The 19,883-nt window shown below is 61.1% G+C and carries 19 protein-coding genes; 11 read left to right on the forward strand and 8 right to left on the reverse strand.

Annotated features, from left to right (window positions below):
• Positions 1-74: 74 nt before the first annotated feature.
• From SSPSH_RS15480 to SSPSH_RS15495, 4 genes are all read right to left on the reverse strand, one after another.
• Positions 75-2,237 (reverse strand): RelA/SpoT family protein, encoded by a 2,163-nt coding sequence (locus SSPSH_RS15480; protein WP_006913719.1) that lies wholly within the window; start codon positions 2,235-2,237, stop codon positions 75-77.
• Positions 2,238-2,388: 151 nt separating this feature from the next.
• On the reverse strand, positions 2,389-2,709 hold the full coding sequence (gene rpoZ, locus SSPSH_RS15485) for a DNA-directed RNA polymerase subunit omega (RefSeq protein ID WP_006913720.1): 321 nt from the start codon (positions 2,707-2,709) through the stop codon (positions 2,389-2,391).
• A gap of 71 nt (positions 2,710-2,780) precedes the next feature.
• Positions 2,781-3,392, reverse strand: coding sequence for a guanylate kinase (gmk, locus tag SSPSH_RS15490; protein WP_006913721.1), 612 nt, complete (start codon positions 3,390-3,392; stop codon positions 2,781-2,783).
• Between the two features lie 11 nt (positions 3,393-3,403).
• Complete coding sequence (locus SSPSH_RS15495; protein WP_021031866.1) at positions 3,404-4,267, reverse strand: YicC/YloC family endoribonuclease; 864 nt, start codon at positions 4,265-4,267, stop codon at positions 3,404-3,406.
• Between the two features lie 143 nt (positions 4,268-4,410).
• On the opposite strand from SSPSH_RS15495, the gene rph reads away from it, so the two are divergent.
• The 9 genes from rph to SSPSH_RS15540 all read left to right on the forward strand — a co-directional run bounded on the left by rph (position 4,411) and on the right by SSPSH_RS15540 (position 13,695).
• On the forward strand, positions 4,411-5,136 hold the full coding sequence (gene rph, locus SSPSH_RS15500) for a ribonuclease PH (protein WP_040608394.1): 726 nt from the start codon (positions 4,411-4,413) through the stop codon (positions 5,134-5,136).
• A 6-nt stretch (positions 5,137-5,142) separates the two neighbouring features.
• A complete protein-coding gene (gene rdgB, locus SSPSH_RS15505; protein ID WP_006913724.1) occupies positions 5,143-5,760 on the forward strand; it encodes an RdgB/HAM1 family non-canonical purine NTP pyrophosphatase in 618 nt (205 codons plus the stop codon).
• Entirely contained in the window at positions 5,744-6,925 is a 1,182-nt protein-coding gene (gene hemW, locus SSPSH_RS15510; protein ID WP_006913725.1) for a radical SAM family heme chaperone HemW, read from the forward strand. The genes rdgB and hemW overlap by 17 nt, the downstream gene beginning before the upstream one ends.
• A gap of 6 nt (positions 6,926-6,931) precedes the next feature.
• The gene (locus SSPSH_RS15515; RefSeq protein WP_006913726.1) at positions 6,932-7,120 is read left to right on the forward strand and encodes a CPXCG motif-containing cysteine-rich protein; all 189 of its coding nucleotides are present in this window, start codon (positions 6,932-6,934) and stop codon (positions 7,118-7,120) included.
• 331 nt (positions 7,121-7,451) lie between these two features.
• The gene (locus SSPSH_RS15520) at positions 7,452-8,723 is read left to right on the forward strand and encodes a malic enzyme-like NAD(P)-binding protein (protein WP_006913727.1); all 1,272 of its coding nucleotides are present in this window, start codon (positions 7,452-7,454) and stop codon (positions 8,721-8,723) included.
• A 38-nt stretch (positions 8,724-8,761) separates the two neighbouring features.
• The gene (locus SSPSH_RS15525; RefSeq protein ID WP_006913728.1) at positions 8,762-10,054 is read left to right on the forward strand and encodes a citrate synthase; all 1,293 of its coding nucleotides are present in this window, start codon (positions 8,762-8,764) and stop codon (positions 10,052-10,054) included.
• A gap of 109 nt (positions 10,055-10,163) precedes the next feature.
• The gene (locus SSPSH_RS15530) at positions 10,164-11,420 is read left to right on the forward strand and encodes a paraquat-inducible protein A (protein ID WP_040608395.1); all 1,257 of its coding nucleotides are present in this window, start codon (positions 10,164-10,166) and stop codon (positions 11,418-11,420) included.
• On the forward strand, positions 11,417-13,063 hold the full coding sequence (gene pqiB / locus SSPSH_RS15535) for an intermembrane transport protein PqiB (protein WP_006913730.1): 1,647 nt from the start codon (positions 11,417-11,419) through the stop codon (positions 13,061-13,063). Before SSPSH_RS15530 ends, pqiB begins: the two co-directional genes overlap by 4 nt.
• Positions 13,060-13,695 (forward strand): PqiC family protein, encoded by a 636-nt coding sequence (locus SSPSH_RS15540; RefSeq protein WP_006913731.1) that lies wholly within the window; start codon positions 13,060-13,062, stop codon positions 13,693-13,695. The genes pqiB and SSPSH_RS15540 overlap by 4 nt, the downstream gene beginning before the upstream one ends.
• A 47-nt stretch (positions 13,696-13,742) precedes the next feature.
• Here SSPSH_RS15540 and rho read toward each other — a convergent pair whose 3' ends face one another.
• Together rho and trxA are read right to left on the reverse strand one after the other, a co-directional pair.
• Positions 13,743-14,999: a transcription termination factor Rho gene (rho, locus tag SSPSH_RS15545; protein ID WP_040608414.1), complete on the reverse strand. Its 1,257-nt coding sequence runs from the start codon at positions 14,997-14,999 to the stop codon at positions 13,743-13,745.
• A 378-nt stretch (positions 15,000-15,377) separates the two neighbouring features.
• Positions 15,378-15,704 (reverse strand): thioredoxin TrxA, encoded by a 327-nt coding sequence (gene trxA / locus SSPSH_RS15550; RefSeq protein ID WP_006913733.1) that lies wholly within the window; start codon positions 15,702-15,704, stop codon positions 15,378-15,380.
• 331 nt (positions 15,705-16,035) lie between these two features.
• Between trxA and SSPSH_RS15555 the strand changes: the two genes are divergently transcribed.
• Positions 16,036-17,352 (forward strand): DEAD/DEAH box helicase, encoded by a 1,317-nt coding sequence (locus SSPSH_RS15555; protein ID WP_006913734.1) that lies wholly within the window; start codon positions 16,036-16,038, stop codon positions 17,350-17,352.
• Between the two features lie 69 nt (positions 17,353-17,421).
• On the forward strand, positions 17,422-18,231 hold the full coding sequence (gene cysQ, locus SSPSH_RS15560) for a 3'(2'),5'-bisphosphate nucleotidase CysQ (protein ID WP_006913735.1): 810 nt from the start codon (positions 17,422-17,424) through the stop codon (positions 18,229-18,231).
• Between the two features lie 20 nt (positions 18,232-18,251).
• Here cysQ and SSPSH_RS15565 read toward each other — a convergent pair whose 3' ends face one another.
• On the reverse strand, positions 18,252-18,725 hold the full coding sequence (locus tag SSPSH_RS15565; RefSeq protein WP_006913736.1) for a universal stress protein: 474 nt from the start codon (positions 18,723-18,725) through the stop codon (positions 18,252-18,254).
• On the reverse strand, positions 18,685-19,883 hold a 1,199-nt coding region (locus tag SSPSH_RS15570), incomplete at its 5' end, for an MFS transporter (RefSeq protein ID WP_021031868.1). The genes SSPSH_RS15570 and SSPSH_RS15565, both read right to left, overlap by 41 nt.

Consider the following 19,883-nt stretch of genomic DNA (forward strand, 5'->3'; position numbering starts at 1 on the left):
AACCGTATTGAGAGCTGGGCTCGTATTGTCACATAGCCACGCCCGAACGCGGCAGCCCCGGCCCCATCGCCGGCTTAGCTGCGTTCGACGCGTTCGACGGCGTTGATGCGGCGCAGGCGCCGAATGACATTGGCCAGATGATGCCGATCGCGTACGTCGATCAGAAAACGAATGGTAATCAAGGCGCCGCTGCTTTCTGGGAAGACAATATTCTGAATATTGCAGTCGGCATTGGCGAACTTGGCTGTAAGCGTGGCGAGTAGCCCTCGCTTGTTCGATGCCGTAACGCGCAGCTCGACATCGTATTCGCCGGTGACATTATCCGCCCAGGTCAGCTCGACGCGATCGGCCGACGAGCCCTTGCGGGTGGAATACGCGCAGCCAAAGCGGTGCACCACCAGGCCGCGGCCCAGGCTTGCCTGCCCGTGAATCGCGTCACCCGGTACCGGATGACAGCACTTGGCGAACTCGACCACGAGCCCTTCGGTGCCTTCCACCGCGAGCGGCTTGGCGCGTCGACCCTTGGCCACCGGCGCATCGCTGGCCAGAAAATGCCGGGCGACCAGCGGCGCCAGTCGACGACCCAGGCCGATGGCGGCATACAGCGCCGGCAGACTGGGTTCGCCCATTTCTGCCAGACCGCGGTCGATATCCGATCGCGACAACCGTCGCAGCGACAGACCCAGATCGCCCAGCGACTTGTCGAGCAAGCGCTCGCCCAGCCGCTGCGCCTTGTCTTCGCGCTGGTTTTTGAGAAAGTTGCGTACCCCGGTCCGCGCTTTCGCGGTCTTGAGGAAGTGCAGCCAGGCCGCGTTCGGGCGCGCATGCTTCGCGGTGATGATCTCGACCGTCTGGCCCGACTGAAGCTGGCTGTTAAGCGGCGCGAGATGGCCTTCGATACGCGCGGCGACACACCGATCACCCAGTTCGGTATGTACGGCATAGGCGAAATCAACACAGGTCGCGCCCTTGGCCAGGCGGATGATCTTGCCTTTGGGCGTAAATACATAGACCTCGTCGGGAAACAGGTCCATGCGCAGGTTGTCGACAAAACGCAGCGAGTCGCGCTCACCCTCGTGCATCTCGGCCAGATGCGCGAGCCACTCCTCGGCATCGAGATTGCCGAGCTTGCCGGCTTTTTCGCCGAGTTTGTATTGCCAGTGCGCCGCGATACCCGACTCGGCGATCTGGTCCATTTCACGGGTGCGGATCTGCACCTCGAACTTGATCCCACCGCGCGCCATGACCGTGGTATGCAACGACTGATAGCCGTTGAGCTTCGGGTTGGCGATGAAGTCGTTGAACTGTTCGGTGATCGGCCGATAGCGATGATGCACGATGCCCAAGCCGCGATAGCACTCGTCCACGGCGTCGACGATCACGCGCACGCCATAGAGGTCGAACACATCGAGAAAACGCCGATGCTTTTCGCGCATCTTGCGATAGATGCTGTACAGATTCTTGCGCCGGCCCTTGACGATCGCGCCGATGCCCTCGGCGGCCAACGCGCGCGACAGCGTCTCCTCGATTTCACGCAGCAGGCTGCGCCGATCACCGGTGACGGACTGGCTGGCGCGCCGCAATACTTCGTAGCGGCGCGGATACATGTTCTTGAAACCGAGCTCTTCGAGCTCCTGACGCATGCTGTTGATACCCAGCCGCCGTGCGATCGGCGCATAGATTTCGAGCGTTTCGCGTGCGATCGAGGCACGCTTCTTAGCCGTCATGCCCTCAAGCGTGCGCATGTTGTGCAGCCGATCGGCGAGCTTGACCAGAATGACGCGAATATCGCGCGTCATCGCCAGCATCAGCTTGCGAAAGCTCTCGGCCGTGGCCTGCTCGCGACTATGAAACTGCGCCTTGTCGAGCTTGCTGACGCCGTCGACGAGATCGGCGACTTCCTTGCCGAAGCGCTTGGCGACTTCTTCGCGCGCGGCATCCGTATCTTCGATGACGTCATGCAGAATTGCGGCAATCAGCGTCGTTGCATCCAGGCGCATCTCGGCCAGAATCCGGGCGACGGCCAGCGGATGGTAAATATAGGGCTCGCCGGTCTTGCGAAACTGACCGCGATGCTGACGCTCACCGAACTCATAGGCCGCACGCACCCGCGCAATCGCCGGCTCGGGCAGATAGCCTTCCAAGTGCTCGGCCAGCGTATCGATACCAAACTCGCGCGAGATACGCGAGGTGCGAATACGCGTTTGTAGCCGGTTGATGCCGCTGGTCAATTCCATGATCCAAGCCTACTGCTAAAACACAGTGTTGACGACCATTGCTCGATAACGGCCAGCCGGCCGACGAAATTTACGGCGGCAATTAAAAAGGGCCGCTGTCGCCAGCGGCCCTCGATCGCACTATGGCCGGCTATACCGACCCGCTGCAATGTTATTCGTCGGCATCGGCCGCCGGCTTGGCCGCGGCTTTCTTTTCGCCTTCGGCTTCCAGATCCTCTTCACTCGGCTCGGCAGGCTGCGGGGCATCCATGCCGGTATGCACGGGCGGGAGGTCCGGCTCGTCAAGAATGGCGATGGTAACTTCACCGGCTGCGATCTCGCGCAGCGCCATCACGGTGGGCTTGTCGTCTTCCCAAGGCAGGCGGGCATTGGCACCGCGGGCGAGCTGACGCGCGCGCTTGGCCGCGATCGTAGCCAGTTCGAACTTGTTGTTGACGTGCTCAAGACAATCTTCGACGGTAACTCGGGCCATGACGATACTCTCGCGACGAGGGTGGCAAACCGCGCAGTATAACCATGCGCGCGCGCCTCGGCCAGCCCTGTCTAAGCCGAGCCGGCATGTTCGCTCGGATCGGTATCCCAGAAGATGCGTCCGAGTGCGTCCAGCGCCTCTTCGAAGACGTCGTTGACGATCTGATAGCCGTATTCATCGGCATGGGCGAGCTCGTCATCCGCTTCGGCCAGCCGGCGTTGAATCTGGGCGTCGTCGTCGGAAGCGCGCGAACGCAGGCGCCGCTCGAGTTCCTCACGCGACGGTGGACGGATGAAGATGCTGACCACGCTATCGGCACGCTCGCGCACCTGACGCGCGCCCTGCCAATCGATATCCAGCACGACATCGTGGCCATGGGCGAGCCAGCGTTCGGTTTCGGCAGCCGAGGTGCCGTAATAACGATCGAACACGCGCGCATGCTCGAGAAACGCGCCGGTGGCGATCATGGCCTCGAAGTCGGCCACGGAAATGAAATGATAATCCTCGCCGTCAATCTCGCCCGGGCGGGCATCGCGCGTCGTGTAGGACACCGAAAAACGGGCCTTACGGCCGCGTGCAGCCAGACGTTCGATAACCGCGTGAGTCAGACTCGTCTTGCCGGCACCCGAAGGCGCAGAGATCACATACAGCTGACCGCGGCGTTGGCTTTGGCAATCGTTCACGCAGGCGGACCTTATTCGATGTTCTGAACCTGTTCGCGCATCTGTTCGATGAGCACTTTCATCTCGACCGCGTGGGCGGTGAGCTCGCTGTCCTGCGATTTGGAGCCGAGGGTGTTCGCCTCGCGGTTGAATTCCTGCATGAGAAAATCCAGACGGCGGCCGATTGGCTCTTTCTTCTTGAGCGCTTTTTCGAGCGCCTCGACATGGCTGTGCAAGCGATCGATCTCTTCGGCCACATCCATTTTCTGGGCGGTGAAGATCAGCTCTTGTTCGAGACGCACAGGGTCGGCCTCGGTTTCCAGTTCGGCCAGGCGAGCGCTTAATTTCTCGTGCCATGCCTCGCGCGCCTGCGGCACACGCGCGGCTGCGGCATCGGCATGTTCACGAATCTGGTGTGCCCGGTCGACGAGCATGGCCGCAAGCCGGCTGCCCTCGTCCTCGCGCATCGACTGCAACTGGTCGAGCGCATCTTTCAATGCCGCCAGCGCATCGCGTTGAATAGCGTCGGTATCCGGCTCACGCTCACGCTGCACGCCCGGATAGGTCAACAGCCGCAATGCATCGGGCGCACGGCAGTCGATCACTGTCGAGCGCACCTGTGACAACGCCTCGCCGAGCGCGGCCAGACGCTGCTCGTCGATTTCGATCGACTGCGTATCGTCGGTGGTGGCCAGTTTGGCACCGATATCGATCTTGCCGCGCGAGACCACGCGCGAGACCGCTTCGCGAATCGCCGGTTCCAGCGCGCGCAGCGCGTCCGGCAGGCGCAAATGGATATCGAGATAGCGGTGGTTGACGCTGCGTAGTTCCCATACAACCTCGCCCCAGTCACCCTGGGCCTGGCTGCGTGCAAAACCGGTCATGCTCCGGGTCATGGGCTGTCCGTCGTCGTCATCGATACAAGCAAGCCGTGCAGTATCGCATAGCCATGGCCGCTTACGCTGCAGCGCGCCATCAGAAGGTATGCGCCACGCTGTTACACTGCGCGGCTTAGTTTATAGACGACCAAGGGCAACGAATCTTGACCACGCGACCCAGCGGACGCGCCGCCGACCAACTGCGCGACGTACGCTTCGAACGCCATTTCACCAAACATGCCGCAGGCTCCGTGCTCGTGAGCTTCGGCGATACCAAAGTGATTTGTACTGCAAGTGTGGAAGAGCGCGTCCCCCCGTGGCTGCGCGGCCAAAATACCGGCTGGCTGACCGCCGAATACGGCATGTTGCCGGGCGCGACCGGCAGCCGTAATGGTCGTGAAGCCGCGCGCGGCAAGCAAGGCGGCCGTACCGTCGAAATCCAGCGTCTGATCGGACGCAGCCTGCGCGCCGTAGTGGACATGAACGCACTCGGCAGCCGCACGGTCACCATCGATTGCGATGTGATTCAGGCCGATGGCGGTACGCGTACCGCATCGATTACCGGCGGCTATATCGCGCTGGTCGATGCGATGGATTCGCTCGTGAAGGCCGGCAAGCTCAAGACCAGCCCGATTCATGGCCAGATCGCGGCCGTCTCGGTCGGCATCTACAACGGTATGCCGGTGCTCGATCTCGACTATGCCGAAGATTCCCAGGCCGAGACCGACATGAACGTCGTCATGAACGAAGCCGGCGGTTTCATCGAGATCCAGGGCACGGCCGAAGGACACGCCTTTGCGCGCAGTGAACTGGATGCTTTGCTCGGCCACGCCGAGAAAGGCATCGGCGAATTGGTCGAAGCCCAGCGCAGCGCACGCGAGGGCTAGTCGAGTATGGCTTCGCCGCGTCAACGCTGGGTGCTGGCTTCGGGTAACGCCGGCAAGCTCGAAGAAATGCGCAGCCTGCTCGCCGCGCTCGATATCGAGCTGGTCGCACAGACCGAATTCGACGTACCCGATGCCGAAGAAACCGGTATCGCGTTCGTCGATAATGCGCTGATCAAGGCTCGGCATGCCGCCGCGCTGACCGGCCTGCCCGCGATCGCCGACGATTCCGGCCTGGCCGTGGACGCATTGAACGGCGCGCCAGGCGTGTATTCGGCCCGCTATGCCGGCACCCATGGCGACGATGCAGCCAATAACGCGAAACTCGTGGCCGCGCTTGAAGGGCTCGCCCCCGAACAGCGCGGCGCGGCGTTTCATTGCTGCCTGGTGGCCACCCGGGGTGCAAGCGACCCGGTACCGGTGATCGCCCATGGCGTATGGCGCGGGCGCGTGCTCGAGGCCCCGCGCGGCGACTGCGGGTTCGGCTACGACCCGCTGTTCTGGGTCGACGAAGAAAACGCGAGCGCGGCCGAAATGGGGGCCGCCCGCAAGAATGCGATCAGCCACCGCGCGCGCGCCATGCGCCAGCTGGTCGAGCAACTGCGCGGTGATGACCACAACGGCTGAAACGCCTGCCCCGACGATTGCACAGCGCAGCGCGATACCGCTGTCGGTCTATGTGCATCTGCCGTGGTGCGTACGCAAATGCCCCTACTGCGACTTCAACTCGCATCGCGCGCCGGCGCAATTACCGGAAGCCGACTATATCGACGCCCTGCTCGCCGATTGGGCACTGGCCTCAGCCCACGAGACCCGCCCGATCGAAACCGTATTCTTCGGTGGTGGCACGCCGAGTCTATTTTCGGCTGAAGCTATCGGTCGTGTGCTCGAAGCGCTCGACGCCCGGCTCGGCCTCGCAACGCACTGCGAAATCACCCTCGAAGCCAACCCCGGCACAACCGAACACGCGCGCTTTGCCGATCTTCGTGCGGCTGGCATAAACCGGTTGTCACTCGGCATTCAAAGCCTGGATGACGACTGCCTGACCGCCCTCGGACGCATTCACGGCGCGAACGAGGCGCTCGCGGCCATCGACGATGCGCGCGCCGGCGGTTTCACCGCCATCAATTGCGATCTCATGTTCGGGCTACCCGGCCAGACACTGGCAAAAGCGATGACGGACGTCGAGACCGTCATCGAACGTGATCCCGGCCATATTTCCTATTACCAGCTGACCCTCGAACCGAATACGCCGTTCTACCGCCAGCCGCCGGCGTTGCCCGACGAGGATCGTGTCATCGAGATATTCGAACAGGCCAGCGTGCGGCTGAATGCGGCGGGTTATACCCAATATGAAGTATCCGCCTGGGCGAAACCGCAGCGCACCTGCCGCCACAACGAGAACTACTGGCGTTTCGGCGATTATCTGGGCATCGGCGCCGGTGCACACGGAAAACGTACGCGCGCCGACGGGCAGATCGAACGCAGCGCACGCCAGCGGTGGCCCACGGGTTACATGACGGTCGCTGGCAAGGCTGCCTCGGTCGCCGAAACGCGCGTACTCGATCAGGCCGATGCCCGTTTCGAATGTCTGCTCAATGGCCTGCGCCGGCGTGCAGGTGTAACACGGCGCGACTATGAACAGCGCACCGGGCTCGACTGGCAAACGCTGGGTGCGGCGCTCGCGCGACCGATCGAACAGGGACTTGTATCCTTTGATGTGCAGGCGCTGCGCGCAACCGATCGCGGCTGGCGTTTTCTGGATACGATTCTCGCGGAACTGCTGCCATAAAGCCTAATGCTCGAAGAACATACCGTGACCTGCCCCTACTGCGGCGAACCGATCGTTCTGGTCGTAGATTGCTCGGCAGGTGATCAACGCTATACCGAAGATTGTTTCGTTTGCTGCCAGCCGATCGATGTGACCGTCGAGATTGCCGCCGACGGCACGCTCACCTATATCAGTGCCGTTGCGGAGAACGGCTAGCGAGCCCACTCGTGCTCGCCTTCCTGCCCGGCGACTTTCGGCAAAGCGAGACCCTCACAAAAAAAGCTGATCGCGTACGCATCAGCGCAAGGGCTCGAACACCGACTTCAACAACTTTACGCGGGCCTCGAAAGCCCTGATTCGACGTTCGTCGCATCCGTTTTTCATAAAAAACCGCTTACGGCACAGCGGCTTGCAACCGAAAAGACGACCTATCGCTAGTCGCACGGCGAGCGCGTCGGTATACTCGGGAATTCGTCGATCATTGCCCAGGCGCTGCGAACCGCGCGCCAGTGGGTTCCTTACGCTTGAACGCAAAGCCGCAAACTGCATGGCCGATTACTCGCGCAAACAGGAAGCTCTGGATTACCACGCAAAACCCAAGCCGGGAAAACTTGCGATATCGGTCACCAAGCCCTTTACCACCTACGAAGAACTGTCGCTGGCGTATACGCCCGGCGTGGCCGAACCGGTCAAGGCGATTCGTGATGACCCGGAAGCGGCCTTTCGCTATACCTCGAAAGGCAATCTGGTCGCGGTGATTTCAAACGGCACTGCGGTTCTCGGGCTCGGCGATACGGGCGCGCTGGCCAGCAAACCGGTGATGGAAGGCAAGGCGGTCCTGTTCAAGAAGTTTGCCGACGTCAATGTCTTCGATATCGAAGTCGACGCCGACAACCCGAAGGATTTCATCGACACGGTCGTGCGCATCGCGCCGACCTTCGGCGGCATCAACCTCGAGGATATCGCCGCCCCCCACTGTTTCGAGATCGAGAAGACGCTGATCGAGCGCCTCGATATCCCGGTTTTCCATGACGACCAGCACGGCACCGCAATCATCGTCGCAGCCGGTCTGATCAATGCCCTGGAGCTGCAGGGCAAGAAACTCGCCGACGCCAAGATCGTATGCATGGGCGCCGGTGCGGCCGGCGTGGCGTCGATGAATCTGCTGCTGGAAATGGGCGCGCAGCTGGAAAACGTGTTCATGTGCGATCGCAAGGGCGTGATCCATTCCGAACGCGACGACCTGTCCGAGCAGAAAGCCCAGTTCGCGACCAAGACCGACCTGCGCAGCGTAGACGACGCCATGAAACAGGCCGATGTGTTCATCGGTCTGTCGGGACCGGACACGGTATCCAAGGAACAGATCGGCATGATGCCGGCCAGGCCGGTCGTATTCGCATTGTCCAATCCAACGCCCGAGATCACGCCGGAAGACGCCCAGAGCGTTCGCGATGATCTGATCATGGCCACCGGGCGTAGCGATTATCCGAACCAGGTTAATAACGTTCTTGGCTTCCCGTACATCTTCCGCGGTGCGCTGGACGTGCGTGCACGCCGCATCAACATGACGATGTGCGTTGCTGCGGCCCGCGCCATGGGCGAGCTTGCCCGCCAGCCCGTACCCAACAGCGTACTGGAAGCCCACAGTCAGGACGCCATGTCGTTCGGCCCGGATTACATCATTCCGAGCCCGTTCGACCCACGCCTGATCGATTTCATTCCACCTGCCGTCGCGCAGGCTGCCATCGCCACCGGCGTTGCGCGCACCGAATATCCTTCGCATTATCCGCAGCCGGTCGTCGAGCCCAAGCAGGGCTGAATACGGCCGTGAAGCGGAAAAAACCCGGGAGATCGTAGATGAGTCAACCCTTCAAGATCAGCAATCCGCAAGACGACAGCAGCACCGAGTTGCCGCTCGTCGAAGGCACGCTCGGCACACCCGGCGTGGACGTGCGCGGCCTGAACACCAAGCAGGGCGTATTCACCTACGATCCCGCGTTTACAGCCACCTGCAGCTGCAAGTCCGATATCACCTTCATCGACGGTGAAAACGGCATCCTCATGTATCGAGGCTATTCCGTGCAGGAATTGGCCGAGAAGTCGAGCTTTCTCGAAGTCTGCTATCTGCTGCTCAACGGCGAACTGCCGGGTGCGACGCAGATGGAAGACTTCCGCCACTCGATCACGCATCACACGATGCTCAACGAATCGCTGGTGAAGTTCTACGACGGCTTCCATTACGACGCGCACCCGATGGCCATTCTCACGGGCATCGTCGGTTCGCTGTCGGCCTTCTATCACGACACCACCGATATTCGCGATCCCGAGCATCGTGCGATCTTCGCGCATCGCATGATCGCCAAGATGCCGACTATCGCCGCGGCCGCCTACAAGCATTCCATCGGCCAGCCCAAGATCGGTCCGAAAAACCATCTGGACTATGCGGCCAACTTCCTACGCATGTGCTTTGCCGTGCCGGCCGAGGAATATGAAGTGGATCCGGTCGCCGCGAAGGCGCTGGACGTGCTGTTCATCCTGCACGCCGACCACGAACAGAACGCCTCCACCTCGACCGTGCGCATGGCTGGCTCGACCGGTGCCAACCCCTATGCCGCGATCTCCTCGGGCATTGCAGCCCTCTGGGGACCGGCCCACGGTGGTGCCAACGAAGCCGTACTCAACATGCTCGGCCAGATCGGCGACGTGTCGCAGGTGCCGAAGTATCTGGAAAAGGCCAAGGACAAGAACGATCCGTTCCGTCTGATGGGCTTTGGCCATCGCGTTTACAAGAACTTCGATCCGCGTGCGAAGATCATCCGCGGTTACTGCCACGAGATCCTCGAACACTACGGCATGCAGAACAACAAGCTCTTCGAGCTGGCGCTCGAGCTTGAACGCATCGCCCTGGAAGACGATTACTTCGTCGAACGCAAGCTCTATCCGAACGTCGATTTCTACTCCGGCATCATCTACCAGGCCCTGGGGATTCCGATCAACATGTTCACCCCGATGTTCGCGATCGCGCGTACGGTCGGCTGGGCCGCGCACTGGTCGGAAATGATGGCCGACCCGGGCATGCGTATCGCGCGTCCGCGTCAGGTCTATACTGGCTATGAACTACGCGACTACGTCGATATCGATAATCGCTGAGTATGTCGGTCGCGCCTGGCGACCGCATATGCGGCTAGAGAAAGCGGGCTCCGGCCCGCTTTTTTTGCCAGTGCATCTTAAGACGCGCTTAGACGCTATTGTGAATGGCATGACCGTAGAGCACGCCACCGATCTCCCCGTTGCCGTATGCCGCGAATGCGACTGGGTGATACAGGTACCGTCGCGCGCACCCGGCGAGTCCGTTCATTGCCCACGCTGCAATCATCATATCGCCCCACCGGCGCAGAGCGACCGTCAACGCCCCCTCGCCTGGGCAATGGCAGCATTGATCATGCTCGCGCTGGTTTTTGCGTTCGATTTCCTGAGTTTCTCTACCCGCGGCGTTTCTCACACCATGAGTTTCTTCGACGCCGCGCGTACCATGGCGGGCCACGATTACCCAAGCCTGGCCGTGCTCTTGTTCTGTACCACCGTCGGCCTGCCGGGGGCGTATCTGCTCGCCGTGGTCTTTCTGTTGTGGCAGGCATCGCGCCATAAAGCCGGCGCCGCTACAAGGGCGCTTGCCCGTCAGCTGCGCCCGCTCGAGCCTTGGATGATGTCTGATGTGTTCATCGTCGGCGTGCTGGTCAGCCTGATCAAGATCGTGACCCTGGCCGATGTTTCAATCGGCCTCTCGTTCATCGCATTCTGTATCTATGCGCTGTTGGTGCTGCGCACGTTCATGCTCATCGACTGGCCAGCGCTCTGGGCCGACCTTGCTCCCATGCCCGCGCTCCACACACACCTTGAAACCGGACGTACCGGCGCCAGCCAGAACCTGGTCGTATGCCGCGGCTGCGACATGCCTTTTCCTAACGACCGGGGCAAATGCCCGCGCTGCGGTGGACGACATATAGCGCACGCGATCGATCGGATTCAATTGACCTGGGCGCTGCTTATTACCGCAGTGATTTTGTACATCCCTGCCAACATCTATCCCATCATGTCGACGACCAGTCTGGGCTCGACCGACCCACAGACGATCGTGGGCGGCGTTCTGCATCTGGCACATACCGGCTCCTGGCCGATCGCCCTGGTCATCTTCGTGGCAAGCGTGGTCGTACCGATCAGCAAGATCGTGGCGCTGGCATGGTTATGCCTGACCGCGACCTACCGTTGGCATCACAATTCACGCACGCAGATGCGCCTGTATCGTGTGACCGAAAAAATCGGACGCTGGTCGATGATCGATGTGTTCGTGGTCGCCGTACTGGTGGCGTTGGTGCGGGCGGGGGCATTGATGGCGATCGAACCGGGGCCCGCGGCCCTTTGTTTCGCAGCGGTGGTGATTATCACCATGATCGCGGCGCTGACCTTCGATACAAGACAGCTCTGGGATGAAACTTTCGAGATGAATACGCGATGACCCATGACCCGAACACTGCCGTCACGCACAAGCCGCGGCGCTGGCGTATTTCTCCGGTATGGCTCATTCCTCTCGGGGCGGCGCTAATCGGACTATGGCTGGTCTATCAGAACGTCATGTCGCGCGGTCCGGAGATCACGCTCGCACTCGACACCGCCGATGGTCTCGAAGCAGGCAAAACACTGGTGAAGGTGCGCAGCGTGGAGGTCGGCCATCTGGAATCGGTCCGTCTGGCCGACGACTACGAGGGTGCGGTCGCAACCGTACAGATGAACCCGGACACGGCCGAACTGCTGGTATCCGATAGCCGTTTCTGGGTGGTCAAGCCGCGCATCGGCCGTCAGGGCATCAGCGGCCTGGGCACGATCCTGTCCGGCGCCTACATCCAGTTGCAACCGGGCAGCGCGGACAAAGCCCAGCGCCGATACGAAGTCCAGGACACGCCGCCGACCACTGCTTCGGACGAGCCGGGCGTCTCGGTGCGCTTGACCAGCAACGGCGATAACTCGCTGGCAGTGGGCGATCCGATCATCTATCAGGGCCAGACGGTCGGCCAGATCGAGGCAGGCGAGTTCGCCGTCGAAGAACAGCGCATGGAATATCGGGTATTCATACGCGAGCCTTACGCCCGACTGGTCACCGGAACCACTCAGTTCTGGCTGCGTTCCGGCATCGATTTCCATCTCGGTTCGGACGGCGTGGATGTACAGACCGGGTCGCTGCAGAGCATTCTGGCGGGCGGCGTAACGTTCGGGCAGGCCGATGGGGTCGAGCCCGGCGATAAAGCCACCAACGGCCAAGCCTTCAAACTCTATGCGACGCGTAGCGCAGCCAACCAGGATCGTTTCGATCGCAAGATCAAATACGTGATTCTGCTCGACGATTCCGTACGCGGCCTCAACCCCGGCGCGCCGGTGGAATATCGCGGCCTGCGTATAGGCACGGTCGAACAGGTGCCCTTCTTTCGCGACGACTTCGACTTCGAACAGCTCTCGGATTTCAAGATACCGGTGCTGATCTCCATCGAACCGCAGCGGCCGGCCAACAGCTGGGCGAACTGGAGTGATGCACAGTGGCGCGAAAATAACCGACGTTTCTTTGCCAACGGTCTGCGCGCGACGATCAAATCCGGCAACCTGCTCACCGGCGCCACGTTCATCAATCTCCAGTTCGAAGGTAATGCCGAAGGCTACGCGCCGACCACGCTCGGCCAGTACGACGTTTTCCCGAGTGTGCCAAGCAGCATTACGAGCATTCAGGCGCAGCTGTCGGACCTCATGGACAAGCTCAATGCGATCGACATCCGCCCGATCGCCAACGACCTCAAGCACACGCTCGAGGCTTCCAACGACACGCTCGACGAGCTGCATCGCGCCACGCGCAATATCAACCAGTTGCTCGAATCCAAAGACACGCGAGAACTACCGCGCACGTTGCGCGTCACCCTCGGCGAGCTGCAACACACACTGCAAGGTTTCCAGCAGGACGCGCCCGCTTACGGCGAATTCAGCCGCTCACTCGATCGACTCAACCGCGTACTCGATGACGTGGCACCGCTCGCACGCACCTTGCATAACCGCCCCAACGCGCTGATCTTCGGCCGGCCCGAAGACGGCGACCCCATCCCGAAGGCCGCCCGATGAAAACGATCCACCTACTGTATGTTGCTGCCGCCCTCGTTCTGACCGGTTGTGCGGGCAGTGCTTCATCGCCGTCGCTTTTCGTGCTCGATACCACGCATGCAAGCTCAGCGTCGCCATCGAAACCGGCAGCGCGCGCGCAACTTGTCGTTGCGCCGGTACAGATTGCGCGAATGCTCGATGAGAGCGGCATCGTTTACCAGACCGGCGCGCATCGTGTAGTCATCGCCAACCATAATCGCTGGGCCGCGCCACTCGGTGGGCAGCTACGCGACTCTTTAATTGCCACGCTCGACGGCGCGCTGACTGACATACAGATCGTACGGGCCGTCGAACCCGGGGCTACACCGGCATTCGTGCTGCAAACACGAGTCGACCAGTTCATGGGCCATTACGATGGCCACGCCCGAATCACAGGCGAATGGCAGCTCGACGATCCAGAGGGTCAAACCCTTCTACGCCAGCGCTTCACGCGCGAGGTACCACTGGCCGACGATGGCTACGAGGCCTTGGTCGAAAGCCTGTCCGCCGGTTGGCGCGCCACCGCCCTGGCAATCGCACCCGCGGTTCAGCACACGGCCCTGAGCCCGCAGGCGAATAGCGAACGGGACACCAAGCCGGGATTCACCCAATAAAAAAAGCGGGCTAGAGCCCGCTTTTTTTATGACATACCGTCTCGAATCTAGCGTTTCATCGATTCGAAGAACTGGGCATTGGTCTTGGTCTGCTTCATACGATCGATCAGCAACTCCATGGCCGCCAGATCATCCATGCTGTGCAACAGTTTGCGCAGCACCCACATGCGCTGCAGCTCATCCTGGGGCACCAGCTTCTCTTCGCGGCGGGTGCCGGAACGATTGACGTGAATCGCCGGGTAGATACGCTTCTCGGCAATACGGCGGTCCATATGGACTTCCATGTTGCCTGTGCCCTTGAACTCTTCGTAGATGACCTCGTCCATCTTGGAACCGGTCTCGATGAGTGCCGTGGCCAGAATCGTCAGACTGCCGCCCTCTTCCACGTTACGGGCTGCACCGAAGAAACGCTTGGGCTTTTGCAGCGCATTAGCATCCACGCCACCGGTGAGCACCTTGCCCGAAGACGGGGCCGTGGTGTTGTAGGCACGTGCCAGACGCGTCAGCGAGTCGAGCAGGATCACCACGTCCTTCTTGTGTTCGACCAGGCGCTTGGCCTTTTCGATCACCATGTCAGCGACCTGCACATGGCGTGATGCCGGCTCGTCGAAGGTCGAGGAGACGACTTCGCCGCGCACGCTGCGCTCCATCTCGGTGACTTCTTCGGGCCGCTCGTCGATGAGCAGCACGATGAGATGACACTCGGGATAATTCTGCGCGATCGACTGGGCGATGTTCTGCATCATCATCGTCTTGCCGGCCTTGGGCGGCGAAACGATCAGGCCGCGCTGGCCCTTGCCGAAGGGCGCGACCAGGTCGATGGTGCGGGCGGTGATATCTTCGGTCGAGCCGTTACCCAGTTCCATGACCATGCGCTCGGTCGGGAACAGCGGCGTGAGATTCTCGAACAGAACCTTGCCCTTGGATTTCTCCGGCGGATCGCCGTTGATCTCGTCGACTTTGAGCAACGCAAAATAGCGCTCCGACTCTTTCGGCGGACGAATGCGACCGGAAATATTGTCACCGGTACGCAGCGCGAAACGCCGGATCTGACTCGGCGATACGTAAATATCGTCGGGCCCGGCCATATAGGACGATTCGCCCGAGCGCAGAAAGCCAAAGCCATCCGACAGAATTTCGAGAACGCCGTCACCATAGATGCGCTCGCCGGATTTCGCATGCCCCTTGAGCATCGCAAAGATCAGGTCTTGTTTACGCATGCGCGAGATGTTCTCGAGCTGCATCTCCTGCGCCATTTCCATGAGCTCGGAAGCGGTCTTCTGCTTGAGCTCACTGAGGTTCAGGATCGGGCCGTCGCCGGCGACACCGGCATAGGCTTCGAACTCAGCCTCGTCGATGTCCTCGTTCGGCGGGTTGTTGCCGCCCTTGTTCGGGCCACCACCGCCCTTGCCGCGGTTGTTACCGCTGTTGTTTCGAGGCTTGTTGGGCCCATTGGGATTCTTGCGACGACGGCTGCGGCGGTTGTTATTACCCCCGTTCCCGTTATTGCTGTTATTCGAATCCTTGGACTGGCGTTCGTCGACTGTTTCTTCAGACACGGCTATCTATGAGTTGCAGCGAAAACGGGCGCGTCATATGCACCTATTCGCAGTGGGAAGGCGTCCGATTCGTTGCGAATCAAACGAAGGCCGCCGGCAGATATGCCGGCGGCCTGGAGCGGATCAAATATGTTGATCGACAAATTCGGTCAGCTGCGTCTTGGAGACCGAACCGACCTTCGTTCCGGCCACTTCGCCGTCCTTGAAGAGCATAAGGGTCGGAATACCACGAATGCCGTACTTAGGCGGCGTATTCGGGTTGTCGTCGATATTGAGCTTGGCGACCGTCAACCGGCCGTCATATTCGTCGGCGATTTCGTCGAGCACCGGTGCAATCATCTTGCACGGACCGCACCATTCTGCCCAGTAGTCCACCAATACGGGACCGGAGGCGGACAGCACGTCTTGTTCGAAGCTGTCATCGCTGACTTTGACGATATTTTCACTCATGAGCGTCCTCGAAAGAATCCAAGCGGGATAAATGAAGGTTCGCGCGCGTCGCCTATGACGCGGCGCCGCTGAGCCGGTAGTTAAGGGCGCGAAAAGATGTTTGCAAGCTGCGCGAAAGGTCGCGGCCCGACAACCGTGAAGACCACAAGCTGTTATAGTGCGGGCTGCAAAAAAAAACAGTGCCGGAATGCGAGCCGACCCGACTCGGGCAGTGCAGCGAATATCCGTATTCGCAACGTTCGGGCTATTGGAGCCTATCTCGGCGCGTTTTTCAACCCCTGCGTGAACCGGTCGCGTTTGGCGTGACCATTCATCTATCCCAAGGGCCAATATGACCGAAACCGCATCCACCAGTGACGCTGCCCAGCAAAAGATGCTCACCGATACGCGCCTCGACGCCCTGGGTCTTCACGAGACGATACTTTCCGGGCTGATCAAGCGCGGTTTCAGCCACGCCACGCCAATTCAGGCGGAGACACTGCCGCTTGCGCTCAAGGGCGCGGATATCGCGGGTCAGGCACATACCGGCACGGGCAAGACCGCTGCGTTTTTGCTGGCTACCATGCACCGCCTGCTCAAGGACGATCCTGAGCCGAGCGAGCATGCCCCTGCAGGCGCCAGCCAGCCACGCGCGCTCATTCTTGCGCCGACGCGAGAACTCGCCGACCAGATTTACAAGGATGCGCTACCGCTGGCGTCCGGTACCGGCTTGAAATGCGTGGTCTGCTACGGCGGCACCGGTTACGAGGAACAGCGTCAGGCCATCGTCGACGGCGTCGATATTCTCATCGGCACGCCGGGGCGCCTGATCGATTACTACAAGCAGAAGGTCTATACGCTCAAGGCGATCGAAGTGGCCGTACTCGACGAAGCCGATCGCATGTTCGATCTCGGCTTCATCGACGATATCCGCTACATGTTCCGCAAGATGCCGGTGCCGGAGAACCGTCAGAATCTGCTGTTTTCGGCCACGCTGAGCCATCGCGTGCTGGAACTGGCCTACGAGCATATGAACAGCCCTACGCTCGTGCGCACCGATACCGAAACGGTGAATATCGGCGCGATCACGCAGAAGCTCTATCACGTCTCCAAGGACGACAAGCTCGCGCTTCTGATCGGCACCCTGCGCCGTATCGACAACGGCCGCACGCTGATCTTCATCAACACCAAGCGCACCGCCGAGTTCATCGAAGACGGGCTCAATGCCAACGGTTTCACCGCGGCGACGCTGTCCGGGGATGTGGCCCAGAACAAGCGCCTGCGCCTGCTCGAAGACTTCAAGACCGGTGAATTGCCGATCATGGTCGCGACCGACGTGGCCGCGCGCGGGCTGCATATCCCCGATGTCACGCACGTGATCAACTACGACCTGCCGCAGGATGCCCAAGATTACGTGCACCGCATCGGCCGAACCGCGCGCGCCGGCAATACCGGCGATGCGATCTCGTTCGCCTGTGAGGAATACGTGTATTCATTGCCCGATATCGAAGCCTATATCGAGCACAAGATCGATGCCGAGATGCCGCACGGCGCGGATTTCGCAGACGACATCGTCGTGCCGGCACGGCGCAAGCGCAAACCCCGCAGCGGCGGTCGCCGCAATGGCGGCGGTGGGGGCCGAGGCAAGTCGCGCTCGAACCGTAACTAGACAGCGTGCGAAAGCCAGCGCGAATCAAATCGGTATGATGCGCGCGATTCCCAACAACGCGCCAAGCCCATGGAACTAACTCGCGAACTGCTTGATCACATCTGCGATATCGCTGTCGCGGCCGGCCAGAAAACGCTGCCGATCTACAACAGCAATTTCGAAATCGAAACGAAGGATGACGACAGTCCGCTGACCCAGGCCGACCTGGCCGCGCATGTCAGTATCAAGCAGGCATTGAGCGAGCTGACACCGGATACACCCCAGCTGTCCGAAGAAGGCGCGGATATCGATTTCGACACACGGCGCTCATGGTCGACTTACTGGCTGATCGACCCGCTCGACGGCACCAAGGAATTCGTCAACAAGAACGATCAGTTCACGATCAATATCGCGCTGATTGTCGATCATGAGCCCGTACTGGGCGTGGTTTACGCCCCGGTACTGGATACGTTGTGGTTTGCCGCGCGCGAAATCGGCGCATTTCGCCAGCAAGGCGCAGCGAACCCCGAACCCATAGCCGCGGTAGCTGCGCATACGAACAAACCACGCGTGCTGGTTTCGCGCTCGCACCGTTCGGCCAGTATCGATGCGCTGCTTGCCAATTTGCCGGATTACGAACCCATCACGATGGGGTCATCTTTGAAGTTTTGCGTGATCGCCGACGGTGACGCCGATTTCTACCCGCGGCTCGGGCCGACCAGCGAATGGGATACCGCCGCCGGACACGCCGTACTCGCCTGTGCCGGCGGCCAGGTGACGGATCTCGACGGCGAACCGCTACGCTACAACGTCACTGAAAGCGTGCTGAACACGCATTTTCTGGCATTCGGTGACACGGGCCACGACTGGCGCGCCTACCTGCCAGACGCGAGCAAGTAGACCGCCCTCGGTTAATCTATTCAGGGCGCCGGCGCTGCGGCGACATCTTCATCCTCGCCCGGCGCCTGCACGACCAACAGGCTGCAGGTGAGTCGATCAAGCAATGACGCGCCCACCGAGCCCTGCCACCAGCGTGCCAGCACGCCGCGGCGCTGGTGGCCGACCACCACGAGATTGACGGCCAGATCCTCGGCCAGCTTGGCGATCTGGTGAGCCGGCTCGCCCGCACGCAGGTGGCCTTCAGCATCCACGCCGCGATTCTTGAGTAGCGTCACACCTTCGTCGAGGATATTTTCGATACGCTCGCGCTCGGCTTCATACATGCTCTCGGTATAAAAGCCCTCGGCTGCCGCAACTGCGCCGGTCAGCGGCACCACGGCGAGAAGATGCACCTCGACTTCACCCGCACCAAGCAGCGGCAGCGTACGACGCAATGCGATACGACCGTGCTCGCTACCGTCGTAAGCCAGCAGAACTTTCTCGAAGTTTTCCATGCAAAATCCCCATCCAAGCAGCAAATACGATCGACACGGCAAACAGCGCGCCCAACACAATAAACGTCTCGCGAAAGCCCGATGTCAAGGCCGACAATGCCGTCGCGTCGACCGCACTGCCATTGTACAAGCGTTGCAGATCCACCTCGGTACCCACGCGCATGCCGACCCGCCATTCCAGCAGCAGCGCAAACAGATTGACGCCGAAGGCGCCGCCGAGTTGACGCGCGAAATTGATCACGCCGGAACCTTGCGGCGTCAACGCCTCGGGCAGCGCTCGCAGGCCGCCGATATTGAGCGCAGGCATCATCACGCCAAGCATGATGCGACCGAAGGCAATCCAGAGCGCGAGTGTGGCAAACGCGGTCGTCGGATCGCTCGCGGCCAACCCGATCATACCCAGGGCGAACCCCGTACAACCCACCAGCAGCAGGCGGTGCGCGGGCATGCGATCGGCCAGGCGCCCGGCCACTGGGAATACCACGACCAGGGCCAGTCCAGCCGGCATCATCACCAGCCCCGTTGCCGTCGCCGAAAACTGCGGCACGCCTTGGGCCAGCAGCGGCACAAGATAGGTCGAACCATAAAGCCCGGCGCCATAAACCATGGATAATGCACTGGCGAGCGCGAACCGCGGATGCGCGAGCACCGATAGCTCGATTAAGGGCGTGGCGATACGCGCGCAGCGCCGAATAAACAGCGCCAGCAGAAGGCCCCCGCTAAAGATGCCGGCCAGCGCCCAGGTTCGCGTCTCGGCCAGCTCCGCAAGCCCGGCCAACAGCGTGGCCAACCCGGCCGACAGCAGCGCGAATCCGATCCAGTCGAAAGCGATACGCGACGCACGGCGATCGTTATGCAAATAGCGGCGCGCGCCGACCAGGGCGAGCAGACCGAAAGGAATCCCCGGCAGATAGACCGCACGCCAGGAAAACCAGTCGATAAGCACGCCGCCGACTGCCGGCCCCAACGCCGGCGCAAGCACTACGCCCATGCCATACAAGCCGAGCGCCTTGCCGCGCTCGCTGTCGTCGAATACTTGGAATATCAATACCAGCGCCAACGGCTGGATCATACCCGCGGTTGCCCCCTGGAGGATTCGCGCGCCGATCATCACGCTCGTATTAGGGCTCGCAGCCGCTAGCTGTGTAAACCCACCAG

The organism is Salinisphaera shabanensis E1L3A (assembly GCF_000215955.2).
Lineage (GTDB): Bacteria > Pseudomonadota > Gammaproteobacteria > Nevskiales > Salinisphaeraceae > Salinisphaera > Salinisphaera shabanensis.

Excerpts from the sequence above, each read along its gene's own strand:
- SSPSH_RS15480 (WP_006913719.1), bottom strand. The coding sequence starts at position 2,237 with ATGGAATTGACCAGCGGCATCAACCGGCTACAAACGCGTATTCGCACC.
- rpoZ (WP_006913720.1), bottom strand. The coding sequence starts at position 2,709 with ATGGCCCGAGTTACCGTCGAAGATTGTCTTGAGCACGTCAACAACAAG.
- SSPSH_RS15495 (WP_021031866.1), bottom strand. The coding sequence starts at position 4,267 with ATGACCCGGAGCATGACCGGTTTTGCACGCAGCCAGGCCCAGGGTGAC.
- rdgB (WP_006913724.1), top strand. The coding sequence starts at position 5,143 with ATGGCTTCGCCGCGTCAACGCTGGGTGCTGGCTTCGGGTAACGCCGGC.
- hemW (WP_006913725.1), top strand. The coding sequence starts at position 5,744 with ATGACCACAACGGCTGAAACGCCTGCCCCGACGATTGCACAGCGCAGC.
- SSPSH_RS15515 (WP_006913726.1), top strand. The coding sequence starts at position 6,932 with ATGCTCGAAGAACATACCGTGACCTGCCCCTACTGCGGCGAACCGATC.
- SSPSH_RS15520 (WP_006913727.1), top strand. The coding sequence starts at position 7,452 with ATGGCCGATTACTCGCGCAAACAGGAAGCTCTGGATTACCACGCAAAA.
- SSPSH_RS15525 (WP_006913728.1), top strand. The coding sequence starts at position 8,762 with ATGAGTCAACCCTTCAAGATCAGCAATCCGCAAGACGACAGCAGCACC.
- SSPSH_RS15530 (WP_040608395.1), top strand. The coding sequence starts at position 10,164 with ATGACCGTAGAGCACGCCACCGATCTCCCCGTTGCCGTATGCCGCGAA.
- pqiB (WP_006913730.1), top strand. The coding sequence starts at position 11,417 with ATGACCCATGACCCGAACACTGCCGTCACGCACAAGCCGCGGCGCTGG.
- SSPSH_RS15540 (WP_006913731.1), top strand. The coding sequence starts at position 13,060 with ATGAAAACGATCCACCTACTGTATGTTGCTGCCGCCCTCGTTCTGACC.
- trxA (WP_006913733.1), bottom strand. The coding sequence starts at position 15,704 with ATGAGTGAAAATATCGTCAAAGTCAGCGATGACAGCTTCGAACAAGAC.
- SSPSH_RS15555 (WP_006913734.1), top strand. The coding sequence starts at position 16,036 with ATGACCGAAACCGCATCCACCAGTGACGCTGCCCAGCAAAAGATGCTC.
- cysQ (WP_006913735.1), top strand. The coding sequence starts at position 17,422 with ATGGAACTAACTCGCGAACTGCTTGATCACATCTGCGATATCGCTGTC.
- SSPSH_RS15565 (WP_006913736.1), bottom strand. The coding sequence starts at position 18,725 with ATGGAAAACTTCGAGAAAGTTCTGCTGGCTTACGACGGTAGCGAGCAC.